Raw genomic sequence first — 20,503 nt, 5'->3', positions numbered from 1 at the left:
TTTCAGCCAGTGGAAAGCCCCCTGGTCGCGGTTCGGTTCAGGCGGTAGGTTGCCGTCTCCTCGAGGAGGTGCGCTGTGCGGTTCGACGTGGACAAGCTGGACCCCGCCAAGGCGGCTGTCGTGGTGGTGGACGTGCAGAACGACTACTGCCACCCGGACGGCGCGTGCGCGAACCGCGGTGAGGACGTCAGCGCGGCCGGGGCGATGATCCCCCGCCTGCAGACGTTGCTCACCGGCGCGCGGGCGCACGGCGTGCCGGTGGTGTTCGTGCGGACCGCGCACGAGAAGGCCACCGACTCGGCGGCGCTGACCGCACGGTCCGGCGGCCGGTCGGGCGTCGTTTGCCGCGCTGGGACGTGGGGCGCGGAGTTCTTCGAGGTGACGCCGTTGCCGGGCGAGCCGGTGGTCGCGAAGCACCGGTACAGCGGCTTCGTGAACACGCGGCTGGACTCGGTGCTGCGCACGTTGCGCGTGGAGACGCTGGTGATGGCCGGCGTGAGCACCAACGTCTGCGTCGAATCGACCGCACGCCACGGCTACATGCTCGACTACCACATCGCCTTCATCGGCGACTGCTGCGCGGCATTCACCCAGGCCGAGCACGACGCGGCGCTAATGAACATCGACAAGTACTTCGGCGCGGTGCTGGGGGTCGACGAACTGCTGGGTGCATGGGAGTCGGTCAGGCGAGCAGCTTCCTGACGGTGGTCTCGACCGGTGTTGCCGGGTGGCGGGAATGCCGTTTCGACAATTCCACCGTGCGGTAATCTCACTGACCGGAAAAACTCGCGAGAGTGACGGAACGGGGTCGAGGCTCACTCCCCGATACCGAACGACGTTCGGTGCGTAATCCACCTGGAGGATCGAGCTGCTCCGAAGGTCTGAACTTTCGGCGCACACGCAACCTGCGTCGATAACCTGGCTGCTCCGCCGCCCAAGCGAGGGAGCAGCATGACCACGGCACGACACGCGCCGGACATCCTTTCCGCCGAATTCGCCGCCGACCCGTATTCCGCGTACGACATCATGCTCGAGGACGAGCCGATCGTCTGGCACGAAGGCATGAACAGCTACATCGTCTCCCGCTACGACGACGTCGCCAGGGCGTTCCGGGAACCGGTGTTCACCACCGACAACTACAGCTGGCAGCTGGAACCCGCCCACGGTCGCACGATCCTGCAGATGAGCGGCCGCGAGCACTCCATCCGCCGGGCGCTGGTGGTGCCGGCGTTCCGCGGCAACGAGCTGGAGCAGAAGTTCCGGCCGGTGATCGAGCGCAACTCCCAGCAGCTCATCGACACCTTCCGCGGGCGCGGCGAAGCCGATCTGGTGCGGGACTACGCGCGCCACTTCCCCATCAACGTGATCGTGGACATGCTTGGTCTGGACCAGAGCGACCACGAGCGCTTCCAGCGCTGGTACACCGCGATCATCGCCTTCCTCGGCAACCTCAGCCAGGACGCGGACGTGGCCGCGGCCGGGGTGCGCACGCGCGAGGAGCTGGCCGAGTACCTGATCCCGATCATCCGCGCCCGGCGCGAAAACCTCGGTGACGACCTGCTTTCCACGCTCTGCTCGGCCGAGGTCGACGGCACGCGGATGAGCGACGAGGACATCAAAGCGTTCTGCAGCCTGCTGCTCGCCGCCGGCGGGGAGACCACCGACAAAGCGATCGCGAGCGTGTTCAAGAACCTGCTCGAACACCCCGAGCAACTGGCGGCCGTGCAAGCCGACCACGGGCTGATCCCCAAGGCGTTCGCGGAGACGCTGCGCTACACGCCGCCGGTGCACATGATCATGCGCCAGCCCGCCGAGGACATCGAGATCTCGGGCGAGACCGTGGCGGCGGGCAGCACCGTGACCTGCCTGATCGGCGCGGCCAACCGAGACCCGCGACGGTTCGCGAACCCCAACGAGTTCGACATCTTCCGCACCGACCTGCCGACGGAAACGGCGTTCTCCGCAGCAGCGAACCACCTGTCGTTCGCGCTGGGCCGGCACTTCTGCGTCGGTGCGCTGCTGGCGAAGACGGAGATCGAGGTCGGCGTGGCGCAGCTGCTCGACGCGATGCCGGACGTGCGGCTCGCGGACGGCGCCGACACCCACGAAGCGGGGGTGTTCACGCGCGGCCCGGCGGCGTTGCCGGTGCGGTTCACCGCCAACTGACTTGTGTGAGGGTTGTCAGGATCGCCTTTCAGCCGCAACGAACGCAGGTACGCTCGCGTTCGTCGTGACCTGAGGTTCGAAGGGGCGGTTGGGCGTGCCCGGTTCCGTGCGGTTTCAGCTGTCCGGCGGGATTCGGGTCTGGCGCGAAGGCCAGGAGCTCGCCGTTGGCCCGCCGGCGCAGCGCCTGTTGCTGACGGTTCTGCTGGCTCGCGACGGCAACCCCGCCGGGCTCGACGAGCTGGTCGACCTCATGTGGGACGGCGAGCCACCGGCCAGTGCGGCCAACGTGATCCAGCGCTACGTGAGCGCGTTGCGGAGGCTCCTGGAGCCCGATCTGCCTGCGCGAAGCCAAGGCCGGTGGCTGGTGCGCCGGCCGGGCGGGTACGCGTTGCAGGTCGACCCGGCCTCTTCGGACCTCACCCAGTTCCGGTGCCGCGTCGCGCAGGCGCGCCTCGCCGCCGAGCCGGGTGAGGAGCTCACCCGGTACGTCGAGGCGCTGGGGCCGTGGCACGGCGTCGCCGGAGCCGGGATGAGCGGAGCGGCCCAGGGTGTCGCGGCGCTGCTCACGCGGATCGACCGGGAAGTGGCGACGGTGGTGCTGCGGGCCGCCGATCTCGCGATGGCGACCGGACGGTCGTTGCTGCCGTTGCTCCCGCACCTGGAGCGCGCCGCGGCTCAGGATCCGTTCGACGAAGGTGTGCACGCGCGGTTGTTGCCGGCGCTGGCGGCGGATGGGCGACGAGCCACCGCGCTCGACCGCTACCGCGAGATCCACTCACGGCTCGTGGATGAACTGGGTGTGGAGCCGGGCCCGGAATTGGCGAGGGCGCACCAAGCGCTGCTCGCCGAGCCGGAGCCGGTACCCGTCGCAGTGCCGGCCGGTCAAGCAGTGCCGGCCGGTCAAGCGGTGCGGCCGTCTCAGCTGCCCGCGGATCTGGCGGCGTTCACCGGGCGCGAAGCCGAGGTGGCCAGGCTGTCGACACTGCTGGAGACGGCTCCGCTGGTGGTGCTCGACGGGCTCGGCGGGGTGGGCAAGACCTCGCTGGCCGTGCACGTGGGACACCTCGTCGCCACGCGGTTCCCGGACGGTCAGCTGTACGTGAACATGCAGGGGTTCTCGCCGGCCGGGGTGGCCGTGGACCCGGCCGAGGCGTTGCGCGATTTCATCGAGGCACTCGGCCCGGGCTCGATGCCGATGCCCACCGGGCTCGACGCGCGCGCCGGGCTCTACCGCAGCCTGCTGGTGGGGCGCCGGGTACTCGTGGTGGTGGACAACGTGCGCGACGCCGAGCAGGTGCGCCCACTGCTGCCCGGCACGCCCGGGTGCGCGGTGGTCGTGACCAGCCGCAACCGCCTCGGCTCGCTGGTGGTCGCCGACGACGCGGAGCTGCTCACGCTCGACACGCTGTCTGCGGCAGAAGCCCGGGACGCACTCGCCTGGCGCCTCGGCGAGGACCGGGCGGCCGCCGAGCCCGAGGCGTGCGCCGAGATCGCGGAGCTGTGCGGGCGCCTGCCGCTCGCGCTGGCGATCGTGGCGGCCCGCGTGCTCACGCGTCCGCAGCTCACGCTGGCCGCCGTCGCCGCAACGCTGCGCGAGACGCGTGGCACGCTGGCGGGCTTCGTCGCCGACGATGTCGGCGACGTGCGCACGGTGTTCTCCTGGTCGTACCGCAACCTCAGCGACGCGGCGGCCCGGCTGTTCCGGCTGCTGGCCCTGCACCGAGGCACCGACATCGCCGTGGAAGCCGCGGCCAGTCTCGCCGGGGTCCCGGTCCCCGAAGTCCGGGCCCTGCTGGAGGAGCTCGCGAGCATCCGCTACCTCACCGAGGACCGGCTCGACCGATACTCCGCCCACGACCTGATCCGCTCGTACTCGCTGGATCTCCTCGAAGCCACGGACCCACCGGCCGAGCGGGAGGCCGCACTGCGGCGGCTGATCAGCCACTACCGGTGCACCGCCCACGAAGCCAACCTGCTGATCAAACCGCTGCGGCCGGAGACCGACCACGTCCCCGTGGCCGAACCGGGCGTGACCGTGCCCGAGCTCGGCGGCTACGACGAAGGGGTGCTGTGGCTCGAGACGGAGCTGCCCACCCTGACCCCGCTCGCCCGCCGGCTCGCCGCGATGCCCGAGTACCACAGCGAAATCGCGCCGTTCGTCCTGTCGTTGACCACGACCTACAACCGCGCCGGGCGCGTCGCCGACTGGCTGGACGTCGTCGGGCTGGCGCTGCAAGTGCTCCCGGAGGGCAACGACGACCTGGCCGCTCTGCTGCACCGCAGCCTCGCCGGCGCGTACGTCACCCTCACCCGGTGGGACGACTGCCTCCGTGAGCTCGACCGCGCGATGGAGCTGCTCACCGACGACGTGGACCGCGCCCACGTGCACAACAACTACGGCATCGCGCTGGCTGAGATGGAAAAGTACGACGACGCCACCGAGCACCTCCGGAAATCGGCGGACCTGCACCGCGCCGTCGGCAACCCCGAGGGAGAGGCGTCCGCGACGGCCGGGCTCGCGTACTGCCTCGCCGGGCTCGGAGAGCGCGAGGAGGCGCTGGCCCTCGCGCAGCGCGCGAACGACTACTACGAGGCGCAGCAAGACCCCGACGGGCTGGCCATGTGCGTGATGACGATCGCGCTGGCCCACGAGAAGGCGGGCGACCTCGAGGCCGCGACGGAGGCGCGGCTCGGCAACATCGCCCGGCACCGCGCTTCCCGCAACTGGGGCTGGGCCGTCGAGGCGCTCACCTCGCTCGCCAGGACCCACGACGACCACGGGGACCACGAGCGCGCGACCCGGTACTGGCGCGAGGCGCTCGACCTCGCCGAGGAGCACGGCATTCCGGACGCCTTCGGGATCCGGGCCCGCCTGCGTGGCACCACCGTCGCGCCCGACGAGTGAAAAAAGCTTGTGCCGTAAGGAAAGTCAGCCCCAGGTCGCCGCGTGGCCGGCCACGTACGTCGGGGTGAACGTGACCGGCAGGGACTCCAGGCCGCGCATCCACATCGACCGCTGCCACCTCAGGGACTCGTCCGGCACCGACAGCGTGAGGTCGGGCAGGCGGTCGAGCAGGACCTCGACGGTGGTGCGGGCGATGACTTCCGCGACCTCCGGCGCGGGATGCGGGCAGCCGTGCTCGCCGTGGCCGAAGGACATGTGCGCGTGGTTGCCGGCGGCGCCGCCGGCGAGATCGGGGCGCACGTGGGGGTCGGCGTTGGCGGCGGCGAGGCCGAGGACCAGCAGGTCACCGGTGCGGATGCGGCGGCCGCCGAGCTGGGTGTCGCGGGTGGCGAAGCGGCCGATGAAGTTCTGGGTGGGCGTGTCGTGCCAGAGGACTTCGTTGAGGGCCTCGCCGACGGAGCCGCGGCCGCCCGAGAGCGTCATCGCGAAGCGGTCGTCGGTGAGCATCAGCCGGATGGTGTTGCCGATCCAGTTGGCCGTGGGCTGCTGGGCCGCGGCCGTGACCACCAGGAGGTCCTGCACGATCTCGGCGTCGGTGAGGCCCGCGGGGTTCTGCGCCATGTGCGAGGGGATGTCGAAGCCGGGCTGGCGGTGCTTGAGCGCCAGCAGGCGGCCCATGGCCTCCTGCACGCGGCCGTACGCCGGGATCGCGTCGGGGCCGACGTCGAGGGAGATGGCGACGTCGCGGACCAGGGCCGGGGTCTCGGCCTCGGGCATGCCGTACATCTTCGCGATGGCCAGCAAGGGGATTTGCATCGCGAACTGCGTGATGAGGTCGGCCTCGCCGGTGCCAGCGAACGTGTCGATGAGCCGGTCGGCGATCTGCTCGCAGTGGACGTGCAGGTCGAACTGGTCCACAGCGGACAGTGCGTCGCCGATCGCGCCCGCACGGCGCCGGTGTTCCATCGCCTCGGTGAACATCACCGACGGGTTGTGCGCCACGTAGGGCAGCAGCGGCCAGTCGGCCGGCACGTTCTCCCACTGGTTCCAGCGCCGCGTGTCGCGAGCGAACAGCTGGGAGTCGCTCGTGACCTGGTGCAGCTCGCGGTACCCGCAGACCAGCCACGCGGGCACGTCGCCGTCGAGCAGCACCGGGGCGACGCCGCCGTACTCCAGGCGGATGCGGCCGTAGAGGGTGGCCGGATCTTCCTGGAACTGAACGCCGTAGAGCTTGACGAAGTCCTCTTTGGACGTTTCAGGCCGGTGGTCGGTCACGGCTGGTTCTCCCGGGCGGTGGACAACGAGTAGAGGTGGTCGACGAGTGAGATCAGCACCTGCTTGGACGAGTCGCGGCGGCGGGCGTCGCAGTCGATCAAGGGCACTTCGGGTGAGAGGTCGAGCGCGTCGCGGACCTGGTCGAGATCGTGCGCGGGCGGCTCGAAGTTGTTGCGCGCCACGATGAACGGCGTGCCGTGGTGCTCGAGGCGGTCGATGGCGTACCACGAGTCGGACAGGCGGCGGGTGTCCACGAGAACCACCGCGCCGAGCGTGCCGGAGAACAGCCGGTCCCACAGGAACCAGAACCGCTCCTGCCCGGGCGCGCCGAACAAGTACAGCACCATGCGCTCGTCGAGGCTGATGCGGCCGAAGTCGAACGCGACCGTGGTCGTGGTTTTCCCCTGCAGGCCTTGGTCGATGCCGACGCCGGCCTGCGTCATCGTCTCCTCGGTGCTCAGCGGCCGGATCTCGCTGACCGACCGGACCATCGTGGTCTTGCCGACGCCGAAGCCCCCGACGATCACGATCTTCAGCCCGTCGGCGGCCGTGGCGGCCAGCGGGGCGCGAGGAGTGCGTTCAGAGATTGCGGAGTCCAACGAGCACCTTCTTGAGGAATTCGGAGTCGGGGATGGACGCGCGCTGCAGCGCCGAAGAGGGGTGACGGGCCGAGACCTTGCCGCTGTCGAGCAGATCCGTGACCAGGATCTTCACCACGCTCACCGGCAGCGAGAGCTCGGAGGACAGCTCGACGACCGACGTGGGGGCCACGGTGATCCGCAGGATCCGCACGTGCTCGGACTGCATCCCCGCCGTCGGGGCCGACTCGGCGACGATGATCGTGACGAGGTCGAGCTCGAGGTCGTCGGTGCGGCTGCGGCCACCGGTGAGCGTGTAGAGGCGGTCGGGGTCCTCTTCCTCGACGGCGCGGCGGATCACGGCGTCGGACCGGCCGGCGCGTAGCGCGGTGCCGCGGTGAGGAACGAGCCGATCTGCTCGACCAGCTCGTCCATGTTGTGGCCGATGAGGCCGACGTCGGCGTCTTCGGCGGCGATCACCGCGAGGTGCGCGCCGATGCCGGCCTCGACGATGAACAGGATGCCGCCGTGGAACTCGGTCATCGAGTTGCGCACGCCGCCGCTGCCGTCACCGAACTCGGCCGACGCGCCGTGGGACAGCGCCTGCACGCCGGCGGCGATCGCGGCCAGCTGGTCGGCTTTGTCCACCGACAGGCCGGCGGTGTGGCAGAGCTTGAGGCCGTCTTTGGACAGCACCAGCGCGTGGAGCGCTCCCGGCGTGTTGCTGACGAGGTTCTCCAGGAGCCATTCGAGGTTCGTGTTCTGGGTCATCGAGGATCCGGGGGCGGAAAACGCGCGCCCCCTCGCTCCAATCTCGGGGTTGCGGTGCGGCAGGGGCTCAGTCGTTGTCATCGGCGTCCACCTGGGACTCGACCGGGCTGTTGGCGACCCTGCGGGTGCGGCTCTGCTGGAACGCACCGAACCGGGCGCCGCTGTCACCGTGACCGCGGCTGGTGGGCCGCGGGCCGGGGCTCGGGGCCAGCTGACGGGACGCGGCAAGCGTCTGGCCGCGCGGGCGCTTAGGCAGGCCGCCCGTCTCCGCCGGCACGGTCTCCAGCGTGCCGCGGGTGGACTCGCGCTCCTCGGCGCGCACGGCGCTGACCAGCGCTTCCTTGCGCGGTGCGGGATCGGAGAACGGGTCCGTGCGCGGCTGCGTGATCAGGTGGTTGGGGATGCGCAGGACCACACCCGTGCCGCCGCGCGAGGACGGGCGGAAGAACACGTGCAGCTGGTGCTTGCGGGCGAGCTGGCCCACGACGGCGAGGCCGAGGCGGGTGCCGGAGATCGCGGTGAGGTCGAGCTTTTCGTTCTGCGCCACGGCGATCTCGGCGCGCTGGAGCGCCTGGCGCTTCATGCCGAGGCCGCCGTCCTCGATGGTGATCACGGCGCCGTTGTGGAGGTCCTCCACGTAGACGTGGACCTCTTCGGAGGGCGCGGAGAACTTGGTGGCGTTGTCCATCAGCTCGGCCAGCGCGTGCATCACGTCCTCGGCCGCGTAGCCGGCGATGGCACTGCCGCTGGTGGAGTGGATGCGCACGCGGGTGTACGCGCCGATGCGGCCCATGGCGCCGCGCAGGATGCTCTCCATGCGGATCGGCTTGGCCCAGCGGCGGCCCGAGCGCGCGCCCGTGAGCACCGCGATCGAGTCGGCGAGGCGGCCGGCCTGCGCGGTGCTGTGGTCGACCTTGAGGACGTCGCCGAGCATGTCCTCGGGGCAGTGGTTCTCCATCTCGCGCAGGTCGGCGAGGATGCTGGTGGACAGCGCCTGCACGCGGCCGGCGGCGTTGGCGCACGCGGCGGTGGCGGCGGCGCGGCGGCGCTCGCTGAAGGCGACCTCGTCGATCACGAACCGCATGATCCGTTGCTGCAAAGGATCTTCCGGCAGCCGCGTGGAGTTGTAGATGTCGGCGGCGCTCGTGCCGTCGCGCAGCCGGTTGACCACCTCGGGCAGGCCCTGGTCGACCAGGAGGGCGAGCTCGACCTTGGTCGCCTTGTGGTTGTAGTCCTCCGCCTGCACCAGCTCGTCGGCGCGGCGGGCGCGTTCCTCGGCCTTGGCCAGCGCCGAGGTCCCGCGCGTGGCGAGGTAGACGGCGGCGACGAGCGCGACCCAGGTGACGGCCGCGACGACCGCGACGAGTACCCGGTTCTGCTCGGGCACCTCCAACGTCACCCACGCCCACAGCGCACCGGCGACGACCGCGGTCACTCCGACCGCGACCGCGACCGCGGCCGGGACGGCGCGCCCGCGCTGCTGCGCGTGGCGGGGCAGTTGTTCCGACATGGCTTCAAGTCCTCGCGTCCGGTTGGTGGCAGGCCGTGCGCCGGGTTGGTGTTCTGATGCTGCACGCGGCTTTCGACGGAAAACGCTTCTCACCGATGGCGCCGCTCCCCCATGCCTGGATGACGGGACCCGGATATTAGCGCCATCACATCGCGGCGGCGAGCACCAGTGCCCTGGCGGCGTGCTAATAGGCCTTCGCGGCAGTCGGTTGACGAGGGTTTTCCCGCGCGTCGCCACTCTGCGCATTTCCCGATGTGACGCAGAGTGTGATCAAGCTGCGTGAGGGGACCTTTCGCGCGGCCCGGGCGGGCCGGGCGGCGCGGGTGTCAATTCGCCCGAACAGACCAGCGCGTTCACCAACTCGGCCCTGCGGGGCGCGCGACGGCGTGACCGAATGTTCGCCGTGCTCACTCGGAGGGGACGGAATTGCGCTGTTTTACCGAACGCGATTATGAATGCTGTTCGCTGAGTGGGGAAAACGGCTGCCATTCTTCGAGCACGACCGAAGCCGGGCGTGTCGTGACGAGGAGCGAGGTGAGGAAGCCGAGGGCGAGCAGGAGGTAGGAGTCGCCGAGCACGTGCTGCCAGAGTGCCCACGCGAGCTCGCGGAAGTCGCCGGACGGCACGAACGAGTGCGGCGCGACGACGAACACGAGCGTGGCGCCGGCCAGCGCCGCGACCTGGCCTGTGGCGCGGGCGCGCGTGGCGAGGACGAGCAACGCGGGGGCGATCCAGACCCAGTGGTGCGACCACGAGATCGGCGAGAGTACGAGCACGGCCGCCGCGTTGACCACGAAGGCGAGCGGCGCGTCGACGCGGCGCATCACGACCACGGCGGCGAAGACGACGAAGGCCGACAGGCCCAGCCACAGCACGTGGTAGGGCAGTGACGGCAGGTCGAGGCGGTGCAGCGCGCCTTCGATCGTCTGGTTGGTGGCGTACGGCGAGCCGCTGAGGCCCGCCGCGCCGGTGAGGCCGCCGCCGAAGAAGTACTTCACCGAATCCGCCGGGGCGACGAGGAAACCGAGGGCCGTGGCCGCCGCGCCGGCGATCATTGCGTTGCGGGCGGCGCGGAAATCCTTGGTGAGCATGAAGAACAGCAGGAACCCGGCGGGTGTCACCTTGATCGCGGCGGCGATGCCCACGCCGATGCCGCGCGGCCACCGCGGGTTCGGGTCGAGGCACTCGACGGCGACCAGCGCCATGAGCACGAGGTTGATCTGTCCGAAAGAGATGGTCTCGCGCACCGGTTCGAGCGCGAGGGCGGCGACCGTGAGGGCGGTCGTGGCGATGAGCTCCGTGCTGCGGCTGGGCCGCCAGAGCCGGCGGATCGCCGCGTGCAGGGCGAGCCACAGGGCGGCGAGCGAGATCAGGTCCATGAGCACGGCCGCCACCGGCAGCGGCGGGAGCGTCATGACCGTGAAGAGGAGGGCCGCGAACGGCGGGTAGATGAACGGCAGCGGGGTGCCCGACGTCGGCAGCGGAAGCGGGCCGTAGAGGTCGTCGCCGTGGAGGACGGCGTCGGCGCCGAAGCGGTAGATCTGCAGGTCGATCAGGCCGAAGCCGGCGACGGCCGCGAGCACGGCCGCAACGATCACCGTTGTCGCGGTGGCGAACAGGAGGGTGCGTTTCCCGGTGGCGCGCACCCGCTGCGCTTGCGCGTGCCCCCACGTGCCGATGTCCATGTCCGTTGTCCCCTCGCGATCCCGGTTCCGATCGATCCGGGATCCGAGCCTCGCGGGAACGGGCTGCGTGTTGATCACCTGAACGGCCTGGCGCGATGGCCGTCCGGCCGCGGTTGCGGCGACGAAGATCAGCCGAACGGCCGATGCGCGTCAGGACCGGCGGCGGGGCTTGCCTTGGCGCTGGGGCCTTTTCGGCGGTTTGGAGGTGGTTTTGGCCTTGGGTTTCTTGGGTTCCGGCGCTTTTCCCCGGGTGCTGTTGACCGTGCGGCCGCGGACGATCCCGATGAACTGCTCCATCAGGTCGGTGGTCTCGTCCTCCAGCCACGACAGCGCGACCCGTGACTCGGGGACGTCGGTGAGCGGCCGGTAGGTCAGGTCGCGCCGGTGGTGCAGCCGGGCGAGCGACTGCGGAACGACCAGCAGCCCCACCCCGGCGGCGACGAGCTCGATCGCGTCGGCCGTGGTGTCGGGCCGGTGGTCCGTTCTCTTTCCGGGCGGCTGCGGCCAGTCGAGCGTGTCGTCGTGGGGGTGCAGCACGAGCTCGTCGGCGAGCTCTTCGGCTGTGGCTTCCTCCACGACCGCCAGCAGGTGGTCCTTCGGCACGACGACCACCGTGGTCTCGGTGTAGAGCGGGATCGCGTGCAACCCGGTGCGGTCGATGGGCAGCCTGACGAGCGCGGCGTCGACGGTCCGGTCGTGGATCTTCGGCGTCGCGTCCCGCGGGTCGAGGGGCTGCAGCATCAGCGGGGTCGCGGCGTAGCGCTCCTGCCAGATGCGGACCCACTTGCCGGGCGTCACGCCCGGGACGTAGCCGAGCGTGAACGAGGGCGGTGCGTCCGGGCCGGTCACGCAGGCCAGGTTACCCACGGTGGTTACCCTGAGGCCCATGACCTCGCGCAAGACCCCTCAGACGATGAAGCCCGCCACCGCCGCGAAGAAACTCGGCGTGTACCTCGAGGCGACCCCCGCGTCGTTCCAGGAGGGCCCCGTCTCGCGCGACGAGCTCAACGCGCTGCAGGCGGATCCCCCCGAATGGCTCCGTGAGCTGCGCCGCAACGGCCCGCACCCGCGCCCGGTGGTGGCTTCGAAGCTGGGGATCTCCATCGGTGGCTTGTCGCGCGCGGGGCTCACGGAGCCGCTGACGACGGAGCAGATCGAGGAAATCAAGGCGGCGGAGCCGGAGTGGCTCGCGCGGGAGCGGGCCACGCAGGCGGAGGTACGGCGGGAGGCGGCTGCGAAGGTGAAGGGGTCGCAGGGCTGAGGTCTTACCACCGCGTCATTGCTCTCTGACGGGTGAGTTGCGACGCTGGCCGGCGCGAAACAGGCCGAGATCAACGTCGGAAGCGGCTGCGCACTCGAGACGGCCCGGCCGAATGGCTCCCCACCGCTGGTAGCGCGCGTACGAGCCGTCTCCGCCGACGGCACGGCAAGGTGACGATCGAGGTGGGAAGCCGGGCGGCAAGAACGGCAGGCAGACGCCGACAAGTGCCGCGCCGACCGCCTGGTGCGACGGCGGTGTCTGGAAGTGCTGGACCTCCTTGTCGGCCTTGATGACTTCGACGCCAAGCGGACCTGTCCGATCGACTTCTCTTCACGTTGCTTGGCGGCGCGTACTGACGCCGTTCGGGGCGCTCACCGGCGGATTCTTATATTCCTTGACAAGAATATTCCTCGCAAGGAATACTTCTCCTCGTGAACGAGATCGCAGCGGCGCTGGGAGACGGGGCGCGGTGGCGCATCGTCGAGTTGCTGGCGGTGCGGCCGAGGTCCGTGGGTGAGCTCGCGGAGCTCACGGGGCTGCGCCAGCCGCAGACGACGAAGCACCTGCAGGCGCTCGCGAAGGTCGGGGTGGTGTCCGTGACGCCGCTCGGGCAGAAGCGGGTGTATGCGGTGGACGCGGTGCCCCTGAAGGGATTCGTGGAGCGATTGGAGGTGATCCTCGACAAGGTCGAGGCGCACGCCGGCGAGCGGGACGTGCTGCGGCGGTACCACGATGCCGTCGAGGCCGAGACCGCGGCGGCGGACCGGGAGCGGTGGGCGGACGGGCGGGAGTTCTCGTTCGAACGCGTGGTGCTCGCGCCGCCGGATGTCGTGTGGCGGTACTGGGTGGAGCCGGAGAAGCTGGCGGCCTGGTGGGCGCCACCGTCGTTCTCGGTGGTGGAGGCGGTGCTCGATCCGGTGCCGTGCGGTGCTGCGGTGCTGGAGTTCCGCGACGCCGAGGGCAGCTACCGGTCCGAAGGCCAGGTGCAGGAAGCCACCGAGAACGAGCGGCTCGTGTTCGACCTCGCGGTACTCGGCGACGCCTCGTTCACGACCGAGTTCGACCTCGCGCTCAACGAAACCCCCGAAGGCACCCGGCTGCGGCTGGGGCTGCGCGTCACCGACAGCACCGTCGCGGCGGCGCCCGCGATCGCCGGCATCGAGACCGGCTGGGGCCAAGTCCTCGACAACCTCACGAACGCCATCAAGACCGGCCGGACACAAGGAGCGCACTAATGACCCGCACGGTTTCCGCCAACATCAACATTACCCTCGACGGCCGCTACCACGGCGCGGGCGGCCCCGGCGACCTCGCCGCGATCGTCCCGTACGCCACGACCGAGGTCGCCCGCAACCACCTCGCGCGCCTGCACGAAGGCGCCACCACGGCCGTGCTCGGCCGCTCCAGCGCCGAAGGCTTCCTCGGTTTCTGGCCCACCGTGATCGACAACGAGGACGCCGACCCGCGCGACCGTGCCTACGCGAAGTGGCTGGTGGACACGGAAAAGGTCGTGCTGTCGAGCACGCTCACCGAAGCCCCGTGGCCGCACTCGAGAATCGCCAACGCCCCCGCGGCCGACGTCGTCACCGACCTCAAGGCCACCGGCGAGGGCGACATCCTCGTCAACACCAGCCCGACGATCATCAAAGCCCTCCTGCAAGCCGACCTCGTCGACCGCCTCCACCTCATGATCACCCCCGAACTCGCCGGAACCGGCACCCGCCTCTTCGACGACGGCCTGCCCGCCACGAAGTGGCGGCTCACCCACCACGAGATCGGCGATCTCGGGGAGATGGCCCTGGTGTACGACCGAGTCCGATGATCCTTTGCCACGGCCGCGTTTCGACGGCGTCGCGTTCCGGCTCACCCTTGACGGAGGTGGTGAAGTACCTCGAGTAATCGGGACCGCGGTCGATGCCAAAACGCCGAATGGAATCCACACCTACCTGACCGAGGAAAGCAGCGGGAACCATCCGCCACAACTGGACAAAGGGGCACCGGACCGAGTAGATTCGTGCGAGTCAGCACACGAACAACTGAATCCCGAAAGTCCTGATTGCCCCATTGCGGCGTTCAGGCGGAAACCGAAGTCAGGAAGCCTTCCGCTCCTCATATTTGGGCTTGATCGGCACCCTCTCGCAGCGCGCGATGATGACCGGCCGTAAGAATTCCGCCACGTCATCACGTCCTTGAGTGCACCAAGAGTTCTCGGGAGTTCCTGCACGCGGATTCCAGGTGACTGAATCCGGCAAAAAGTACACCTTGGCGCGCCCCGACCTGGCGGCACCGTGCATCGGCAGGACATCGGTGTCCGAATCGAATGCACACCCCCCAGGTGTGTCTTCGACGTTAACCCGAAACGATAGAAATTCACTCGACGCGAGATATACACAGGATTTCGTCCCGCACACAGCGGGCATACGATTTGCAGCCAGGATCCGCGGCGGAATAAACGGGCGCGTTCACTGCCCTTTGGACACCAGTCCATTTTTTCGGGAAGGAAAAGGGCCTCACACCGATTCGCCCGCGTTATCCCGGGTCAGGAGCGCGGTTCCCCGGGGGCGCCAGAGCTCCGAGGGCAGCACCCGCTCCCGCCAGGCCGGTGGCGGGTCGGCGAGCCAGTCGTGCCCGAAGACCGAGTAGGGGCAAGCGGGATTGACGTCACGCACCTGGTGGTGGTCGAAGTACTCCATCAACGGCCGCCAGTAGTCCCCGTACAACACGGCCGCGTACGACGCCGCCAGGGCGGCGTCGTGCAACCAGTGCCCCAGCATTCCCGCCAGGTACATGTCCGTGACGGTCGACGGCTCGGCCCAGTGACTCGGGTTGGCCACGAGGTGGCGCGCGACGGTGATGTGCCGGCCCTCGGGGAGCTCTGCCCGCCCGAGGAAGTCACGCCAGACGTCGGCGATGAGCGGGTCCGCGTCCAGTTCCGCTTGGTGCGGGTGATCGAGGCGCAGCCAGCTCGTGAACCCGCGGATCCGCTGGTTGCCGGCGCAGCGGTAGAAGTCCCGAGGCCAGCGGCTCAGCCAGAACCGGACGGACTCGGCCACGAGGTCACCGTGTACCTCGCGGGCCGTGGCGATCAGCAGCTCGTGCTCCTCGGGCCGCGGCGGGCCGGGCTCGAGGTTTTCGTCTCCGGCAGTCGACACGTAGTTCGGCAGCACGCCACCGTGGCGGGCCAGGTGCGCGTACGACCGCATCGCCTGCACCGCCGGGTCCCCCCGGCGGCGTTGCGCAGCTGCTTGTCCAGCGTGTAGTCGCGGAGGCGCCGGTGCAGGTCCACGTAACCCTCGGGGTTGCGCCACCGCAGGTCGGCCGCCAGAAGCTTGCGAACGACGCGGAACACCCGCAGGCCGCCGCCGCTCGACGTGACGTACGAGCTCTGGCGAAGCCATTCGAACAGCTCTTCCGCAGGACCGCCCGGCACGGCTCGGCGCAGCAGCGCCAACGTGGTCGTCCAGGCATGCGCGCACACCTCGAGCGCCGCACGGTGCACCGGCGACGGCACCGGACCGACCAGGCGGTCGAGGGCGGCGCTGATCACCCACCGCACGGCCTTCTCGCGCGTGAACTCCGAGGCGATCATCATGCTCGCGCACGCCTCGGCAGCGAGCGAAAGCACGAAGGGGTGCCCGCCGGCGAAGTTCACAATGGACTTCCGGAAGTCGGGGTCGACGTCGCGCAGTTCGAGCAGTTCGTCGGACTCGGCGGCGGTGAGCTCCCCGAGCGGACGGACCATGATGCCGCCAGCCCAGGCCGGATCGGTGAGCCAACCGGCGTCCGGCCCGACGCGGCTCGTCAGCACGATCACCGCCGAGCTGACGAGCCGCGGCAGGAACTCCTCCCACAGCCACGGTCCGAGCTCTTTCGCCAGGTCACAGGATCGAGCAGCAGCACCGGTCCGGCCGCAGCGGCCAGCTCGGAACCGAGCCGCTCCAGCACGTCGCGCGACACCTCGGCGTGCTCCGCGTCGAGGTACCACACCGGCCGGCCGGCCGTCTCGGCCATTCCGGCGAAGGCGCGCAGCAAGGTGGTCTTGCCCATGCCCGCGGACGCGTTGACGAAGAGGACGGCGAACCGGCCGCCGCGGTGCCCGTCGAGCATGGCCTGGAACGCGGCGCGGTGCATCTTCCTGCCGACGAAGAGCCGGTCCCGGGTGCGGTCGAGCACTCCGTCGAGCGTTTCACCCGCGCGGGTACGAGGCCTTGGTACGGCGGGAAATTCCGCGTCTTCGGGCGACCGGGACGTCTGCGGCGGCTCGACGTCGATCTCGTCGTGCAGCATCCGCTCGTGCAGCGCGCGCAGCCGCGGGCCGGGGCGCACGCCGAGCTCCTCGTCGAACAGGTCGTAGACCATGCGGTAGGCCTCGAGCGCCTCCGCGCGCCGGCCGCTGCGGTACAACGCCAGCAGGTAGACCTCGTACAGGTCTTCCTCGAGCCGGTTCTGCTCGATCAGCCGCGGCATCTGCGCGACGACCGCGGCGTGGTCGCCGAGTTCCACCCTCAGCTGCATCAGCGTCTACGTGGCCAGGAGCCTGAGGCGCTCGAGCCGCATCCGCTCGCGTTCGGCCGCGTGGCCGGGCACGCCGGCCGGCGCAGTGCCCCGCCACAGGGCCAGCGCCTCCCGCACGTGGTCGGCGGCTGCTTCCGGCGCGTCCGCGGCCCGTTCACGCCGCGCCGCCTCGATGAGCAACTCGAACTCCGCAGCGTCGACGACGAACTTGGCCGGGTCGAGCGAGTATCCGCCGGACCGGAAGACGATCGCGTCGCCCAGCCCGTTGTCGGCCAGCAGGCGACGCAGCCGGGAGATGTAGGTGCGGATCACCGCTTCGCCGGTCGCCGGCGCATGGTCGCCCCACAGGCCGGTGACCAGCTCGCTCGTCGCCATGAACCGCGCCCGGCCCACCGCGAGCTCCACGAGCACCGCCTGCTGCTGCGGCGCGCCGAGGTCGAGCCGGACGCCGTCGCACTCCAGGCTCAACGGCCCCAGGATCGTGAGCCGCGGCAACCCGCACGCGCTCCCGGTCACCGCCGGCTCACCAGACGACGATCTTGCGTGCATGAGCCTTGTCCCTTGAGCGCATTCAACCTATCTCTTCGAGGTTAGTCAGTTACCCATCGCGCTACGAGACCGCACCCGCCAGAATTCGGTGCCTTCTCGGACAACGGAGCCGACGTTCACATGAAGAGAAATTCTCGATGTTCAATCTCGCGAATCCCCTGAACAGCGAAAACGAGCCCAGTGACACTTGATCGAAGTCCGACGCCGGCCACTCGAAGATCAAAGTTGTCGTGGACCTGCGGATCATGCGCCCGATGGAGTGAAGATCGAGTTCGCGACACCGATACCCGCCGAAGGGAGGCCGAATTTGGCTCATTTCTTCGCGAGTTCGGATCAGAATTCCGTCACGAGTGATCGGCCTCCGAATCGACAAATGCGCTCACCGTCGCTCGAAAGCGCCCAGTCCGGTGAATCCCTTGACTGTCCGGGCAACAGCCGCCGAGCCCCCTGCTGAGGTGCGATTGCGCTCCACCGCGATTTTCACCGTTCTCGCCCGAGCCGGCCTGCAGCGTCGCCCTCGGGGGCGGCTTGCTCGGTGGTGAAGCTGTCGTAACCCGCGGACCCCGGAGCCACCTGCCGCGTTCCACGCCGCGGCGGCCGATCCACCACCGGTTCGGCCGCGCCGCGAACGCCCGGCCGGGCACAACCACTCGCCACCCTGCCGCTAAACTGACCGCGCGGGCCGCTAGCTCAGTTGGTAGAGCAAGGGACTTTTAATCCCTGGGTCCAGGGTTCGAGCCCCTGGCGGCCCACCACTTTCATGCCGTTGACCTGCACAAACGTCGGCTTGGATGATCAAGGCTGAAGTCCGCGGGTCAGGGCGTGACCCGCGATGAGACCGACCCGGGATCGCGGATCTTGCACCGTGACGAAATCGATCATCCTTCGCACTGGTCGACAGCAGGACACAGCATCGTTACTCACCCGGACAGATCGCCTCCTTTCGCAGGTAGACCCGCATCAGTGCGGGTGCTTCGACACCGTCGGCATCACGAGTACAGCTGCGAATCCGCCGTTGATCTGATGTGACGTTATGTGCCCCACGGTGTGCCCGAGCGGCTGCGGCGCCCCGGGCCGATGAGCACAGCTTGAGCGACGGAGCCCAATCGGAGACTGCTTGGAGTGTAAGGGCTTGCCCGGCCGTCGCGCCTTGCTCCAGGTCGATTCTGTCTTCAGCCGCGAAACGTGGCGATCTGTTGCTGGATGGTGTCGTGTGGTGCGTCGCGGTCATCGAGGTTGCCCAGGACGTCGACTGCTTCGATCACGTCTGACAGGTGACGACGTTGGTCAGGGTGCAGCAGCCAGTACGCCTGAGGGATCTTCAGGACCGCCGTGAGCAGGTCGCCGGGATAGAAGTCACCCTCGGCGAGCGGGTTTTGCTCGAGGCGGGACAGTGCGACGGGGACCAGCACGTCGAGACTCTCTTGCTGAAGCAGCAGGAGACGCAGGTCTTCGGTGTTCATCGCACCGACTGGCTTGTGGCGCAGCTCGTGGACGGTCTTGACCAGCCGGGTTGCATCGGCCGGCGGGTCACCCCAGCGACGGTTTTCGATCTGCTCGAGAGTGAGGGATCCGTCAACCTCAGGGCTGGTCCCCATGGCTCCTCATATCAGCTGTCGTGGTCATGTACTCAGGGCCAGCGGCGTCGTGGACTTCGCGGGCGCGGTAGTCCTTCTTGACCGGGCCGTCCTGGAGCTCGACGTGGGGGTTGGCCACGACGTTGTAGTACCAGACCGGGTTCTTCGGCGCGCCGCCCAGAGACGCGACCACGGCGTACTCACCGTTGTGCTCCACGCGCATGAGCGGCGTCTTGCGCAGCTTCCCCGTCTTGGCGCCCACGGACGTCAGCAGGACCACGGGTTCTCCGGTCGGGTGCGCCGCGCCCTCCTGGCCGCCGGTGGACTCGATGAGTTCGGCCTGGTCGCGGCTGAAGTCGAAGGGGCTTGGCGCGTATTCGCCGGTCAGGGGCATGTCCGGTCCTTCCGGGGCGGCAAACAAGCCTCAACCGAGACCATTAAACGGACTATTCCCCGCTTCGCACCAGCCTGAGGAGCACTGGCCCGAGAAGCACCGGACAGGCCCGGGCGAGCTCACCCGCAGACGCGCGTGACCAGCGTCGTCCAGGCCGCCATCAGGTCGCGGGGCAGGGTGGCGGGCGCGGAGGACGCACGCAGGTACAGCAGGATCGGCCCTTCCAACGCGGCCGTCAGCTGCAACGCCAGCGCGCGGACCGCCGCGACGTCCGGGCAGGCCTCGCGCAGCAGCATCTGCACGTGGAACAGCGAAGGGCTCGGGCCGATCGGCGTGGGCTGGGCCGGGTCGAGGGCCGCGCGGGCGAGCGCGGTGCGTTGGACGAGGAACTCCATGCGCGCGTGGCCGAAGGCGACGAGGCGCTCGACGGCCGGCGCCCCCGGGCCGAGTGGGGGCGGGCCGTCGAGAATTCGTTGCTGGAACACGGTTTCGTCTTCGTTGAGCAGGGCGTGGAAGATGCCCGCACGCGTGCCGAAGCGGCGGAAGACGGTGCCCTTGCCGAGGCAGGCGCGTTCGGCGAGGCCGTCCATGGTGACCTTGTCGACGCCGAGTTCGGCGACCATCGCGCGCGCGACCTCGATGAGGTGCGCGCGGTTGCGGGCGGCGTCGGCTCGCTCCTCGCGCGGCCGGCCCCAGGGGATCGCGATGGGTTCCACGGGTGGAACGCTACCCGGCCAGCGGCTCCACCAGCTCCCACAGCCGCTCGGCGCCGGCCGGGTCCAGGGGCTCGCCGTGCGCCGCCCCGACGCCGGCACGCAAATCACGGCCGATTCGCGTGCGAAGACCGGCCCTACGACCCGCTCGCCGCCTACGCCCAGTCCAAAACGGCCGAGGTGCTGCTCGCCGTCGAGGTCGGCCGCCGCTGGTCGGGCGAGGGCATCCCGGCCAACGCCCTGCACCCCGGCGCGATCGCCACGAACCTGCAGCGCCACCGGTGACCTGCGCACGCCGCCGGCGTGGCGCCAGACCGTGGAGCAGAACGCCGCGACTTCCGTGTTCCTCGCCGCGTCGCCGCTGGTCGAGGCGATCGGCGGGCGCTACTTCGAGGATGTTTCCGAGTCCCCGGTGGTCTCGGCGCGACCCACCGAGTTCGGCGTGCCCGGCGTCGCCCCCTACGCAGGACGTGCGGCACAAGTCCACCGGAACCAGCACGATGGCCCACCCGCAGGTGGGCCCGCTCGAACTGCGCTACGAGAAGCTGCGATCCCCGGGGACGCCGGGCAGACACTGGTCACCTACCACGCCGAGCCGGGCATC

The 20,503-nt window shown here is 69.7% G+C and carries 18 protein-coding genes, 1 tRNA gene and 2 pseudogenes; 8 read left to right on the top strand and 13 right to left on the bottom strand.

The genetic code is table 11. The features are described from left to right. Window positions 1-75 precede the first annotated feature (75 nt). The 3 genes from ACWEOE_RS08835 (at window position 76) to ACWEOE_RS08825 (ending at window position 5,071) form a co-directional block, all read left to right on the top strand. Window positions 76-702 (top strand): cysteine hydrolase family protein, encoded by a 627-nt coding sequence (locus tag ACWEOE_RS08835; protein WP_452005998.1) that lies wholly within the window; start codon window positions 76-78, stop codon window positions 700-702. A 249-nt stretch (window positions 703-951) separates the two neighbouring features. Continuing rightward, window positions 952-2,166 (top strand): cytochrome P450, encoded by a 1,215-nt coding sequence (locus ACWEOE_RS08830; protein ID WP_452005995.1) that lies wholly within the window; start codon window positions 952-954, stop codon window positions 2,164-2,166. Between the two features lie 94 nt (window positions 2,167-2,260). Continuing rightward, a complete protein-coding gene (locus tag ACWEOE_RS08825) occupies window positions 2,261-5,071 on the top strand; it encodes a BTAD domain-containing putative transcriptional regulator (protein WP_452005992.1) in 2,811 nt (936 codons plus the stop codon). Window positions 5,072-5,095: 24 nt separating this feature from the next. Here the strand turns inward: ACWEOE_RS08825 and ACWEOE_RS08820 are convergent, their stop codons facing one another. The 7 genes from ACWEOE_RS08820 to ACWEOE_RS08790 all read right to left on the bottom strand — a co-directional run bounded on the left by ACWEOE_RS08820 (window position 5,096) and on the right by ACWEOE_RS08790 (window position 11,739). Beyond that, complete coding sequence (locus tag ACWEOE_RS08820) at window positions 5,096-6,346, bottom strand: cytochrome P450 (RefSeq protein ID WP_452005989.1); 1,251 nt, start codon at window positions 6,344-6,346, stop codon at window positions 5,096-5,098. Next, window positions 6,343-6,873 (bottom strand): GTP-binding protein, encoded by a 531-nt coding sequence (locus ACWEOE_RS08815; protein WP_452006478.1) that lies wholly within the window; start codon window positions 6,871-6,873, stop codon window positions 6,343-6,345. The genes ACWEOE_RS08820 and ACWEOE_RS08815 overlap by 4 nt, the downstream gene beginning before the upstream one ends. Window positions 6,874-6,925: 52 nt before the next feature. Then, window positions 6,926-7,285, bottom strand: coding sequence for a DUF742 domain-containing protein (locus ACWEOE_RS08810; RefSeq protein WP_452005986.1), 360 nt, complete (start codon window positions 7,283-7,285; stop codon window positions 6,926-6,928). After that, window positions 7,282-7,695, bottom strand: coding sequence for a roadblock/LC7 domain-containing protein (locus tag ACWEOE_RS08805; RefSeq protein ID WP_452005984.1), 414 nt, complete (start codon window positions 7,693-7,695; stop codon window positions 7,282-7,284). The genes ACWEOE_RS08810 and ACWEOE_RS08805 overlap by 4 nt, the downstream gene beginning before the upstream one ends. Before the next feature lie 67 nt (window positions 7,696-7,762). Further along, the gene (locus ACWEOE_RS08800) at window positions 7,763-9,205 is read right to left on the bottom strand and encodes a sensor histidine kinase (RefSeq protein ID WP_452005981.1); all 1,443 of its coding nucleotides are present in this window, start codon (window positions 9,203-9,205) and stop codon (window positions 7,763-7,765) included. Window positions 9,206-9,654: 449 nt separating this feature from the next. Beyond that, window positions 9,655-10,890, bottom strand: coding sequence for a glycosyltransferase 87 family protein (locus tag ACWEOE_RS08795; RefSeq protein WP_452005979.1), 1,236 nt, complete (start codon window positions 10,888-10,890; stop codon window positions 9,655-9,657). Between the two features lie 150 nt (window positions 10,891-11,040). Then, entirely contained in the window at window positions 11,041-11,739 is a 699-nt protein-coding gene (locus tag ACWEOE_RS08790) for a LysR family substrate-binding domain-containing protein (RefSeq protein WP_452005978.1), read from the bottom strand. Window positions 11,740-11,776: 37 nt separating this feature from the next. Between ACWEOE_RS08790 and ACWEOE_RS08785 the strand changes: the two genes are divergently transcribed. The 3 genes from ACWEOE_RS08785 to ACWEOE_RS08775 all read left to right on the top strand — a co-directional run bounded on the left by ACWEOE_RS08785 (window position 11,777) and on the right by ACWEOE_RS08775 (window position 13,973). Further along, the gene (locus tag ACWEOE_RS08785) at window positions 11,777-12,151 is read left to right on the top strand and encodes a DUF5997 family protein (RefSeq protein WP_452005975.1); all 375 of its coding nucleotides are present in this window, start codon (window positions 11,777-11,779) and stop codon (window positions 12,149-12,151) included. A 431-nt stretch (window positions 12,152-12,582) separates the two neighbouring features. Continuing rightward, a complete protein-coding gene (locus ACWEOE_RS08780; RefSeq protein WP_452005972.1) occupies window positions 12,583-13,386 on the top strand; it encodes a metalloregulator ArsR/SmtB family transcription factor in 804 nt (267 codons plus the stop codon). Further along, window positions 13,386-13,973, top strand: a complete 588-nt coding sequence (locus tag ACWEOE_RS08775) for a dihydrofolate reductase family protein (protein ID WP_452005969.1) — start codon at window positions 13,386-13,388, stop codon at window positions 13,971-13,973. The genes ACWEOE_RS08780 and ACWEOE_RS08775 overlap by 1 nt, the downstream gene beginning before the upstream one ends. A gap of 688 nt (window positions 13,974-14,661) precedes the next feature. Here the strand turns inward: ACWEOE_RS08775 and ACWEOE_RS08770 are convergent. The 3 genes and pseudogenes from ACWEOE_RS08770 to ACWEOE_RS08760 form a co-directional block, all read right to left on the bottom strand. Continuing rightward, window positions 14,662-15,303: a hypothetical protein gene (locus ACWEOE_RS08770; protein ID WP_452005966.1), complete on the bottom strand. Its 642-nt coding sequence runs from the start codon at window positions 15,301-15,303 to the stop codon at window positions 14,662-14,664. Continuing rightward, window positions 15,237-15,965: a hypothetical protein gene (locus tag ACWEOE_RS08765; protein WP_452005963.1), complete on the bottom strand. Its 729-nt coding sequence runs from the start codon at window positions 15,963-15,965 to the stop codon at window positions 15,237-15,239. The genes ACWEOE_RS08770 and ACWEOE_RS08765 overlap by 67 nt, the downstream gene beginning before the upstream one ends. Continuing rightward, window positions 15,962-17,041 (bottom strand): annotated as a pseudogene (locus ACWEOE_RS08760) (AfsR/SARP family transcriptional regulator). The gene ACWEOE_RS08765 and the pseudogene ACWEOE_RS08760 overlap by 4 nt, the downstream one beginning before the upstream one ends. Before the next feature lie 853 nt (window positions 17,042-17,894). On the opposite strand from ACWEOE_RS08760, the gene ACWEOE_RS08755 reads away from it, so the two are divergent. Beyond that, window positions 17,895-17,970 (top strand) — tRNA-Lys (locus ACWEOE_RS08755). 417 nt (window positions 17,971-18,387) lie between these two features. On the opposite strand, the gene ACWEOE_RS08750 is transcribed toward ACWEOE_RS08755, so the two are convergent. The 3 genes from ACWEOE_RS08750 to ACWEOE_RS08740 all read right to left on the bottom strand — a co-directional run bounded on the left by ACWEOE_RS08750 (window position 18,388) and on the right by ACWEOE_RS08740 (window position 19,902). Next, a complete protein-coding gene (locus ACWEOE_RS08750; RefSeq protein ID WP_452005960.1) occupies window positions 18,388-18,813 on the bottom strand; it encodes a contact-dependent growth inhibition system immunity protein in 426 nt (141 codons plus the stop codon). Further along, a complete protein-coding gene (locus ACWEOE_RS08745; RefSeq protein WP_452005957.1) occupies window positions 18,797-19,186 on the bottom strand; it encodes a nitroreductase family deazaflavin-dependent oxidoreductase in 390 nt (129 codons plus the stop codon). The genes ACWEOE_RS08750 and ACWEOE_RS08745 overlap by 17 nt, the downstream gene beginning before the upstream one ends. A gap of 119 nt (window positions 19,187-19,305) precedes the next feature. Next, window positions 19,306-19,902 carry a TetR/AcrR family transcriptional regulator gene (locus tag ACWEOE_RS08740; protein WP_452005954.1) on the bottom strand — a complete coding sequence of 199 codons (597 nt, stop codon included), beginning with the start codon at window positions 19,900-19,902 and terminating at the stop codon, window positions 19,306-19,308. A 392-nt stretch (window positions 19,903-20,294) separates the two neighbouring features. Between ACWEOE_RS08740 and ACWEOE_RS08735 the strand changes: the two are divergent. Continuing rightward, window positions 20,295-20,486: pseudogene (locus tag ACWEOE_RS08735) on the top strand (MmyB family transcriptional regulator); the annotation flags it as partial. Window positions 20,487-20,503 lie beyond the last annotated feature (17 nt).

The sequence above is a fragment of the Amycolatopsis sp. NPDC004368 genome, assembly GCF_053602515.1.
Note: the sequence above shows the minus strand (reverse complement) of the source record. Positions and strands in the feature narration are given on the sequence as shown.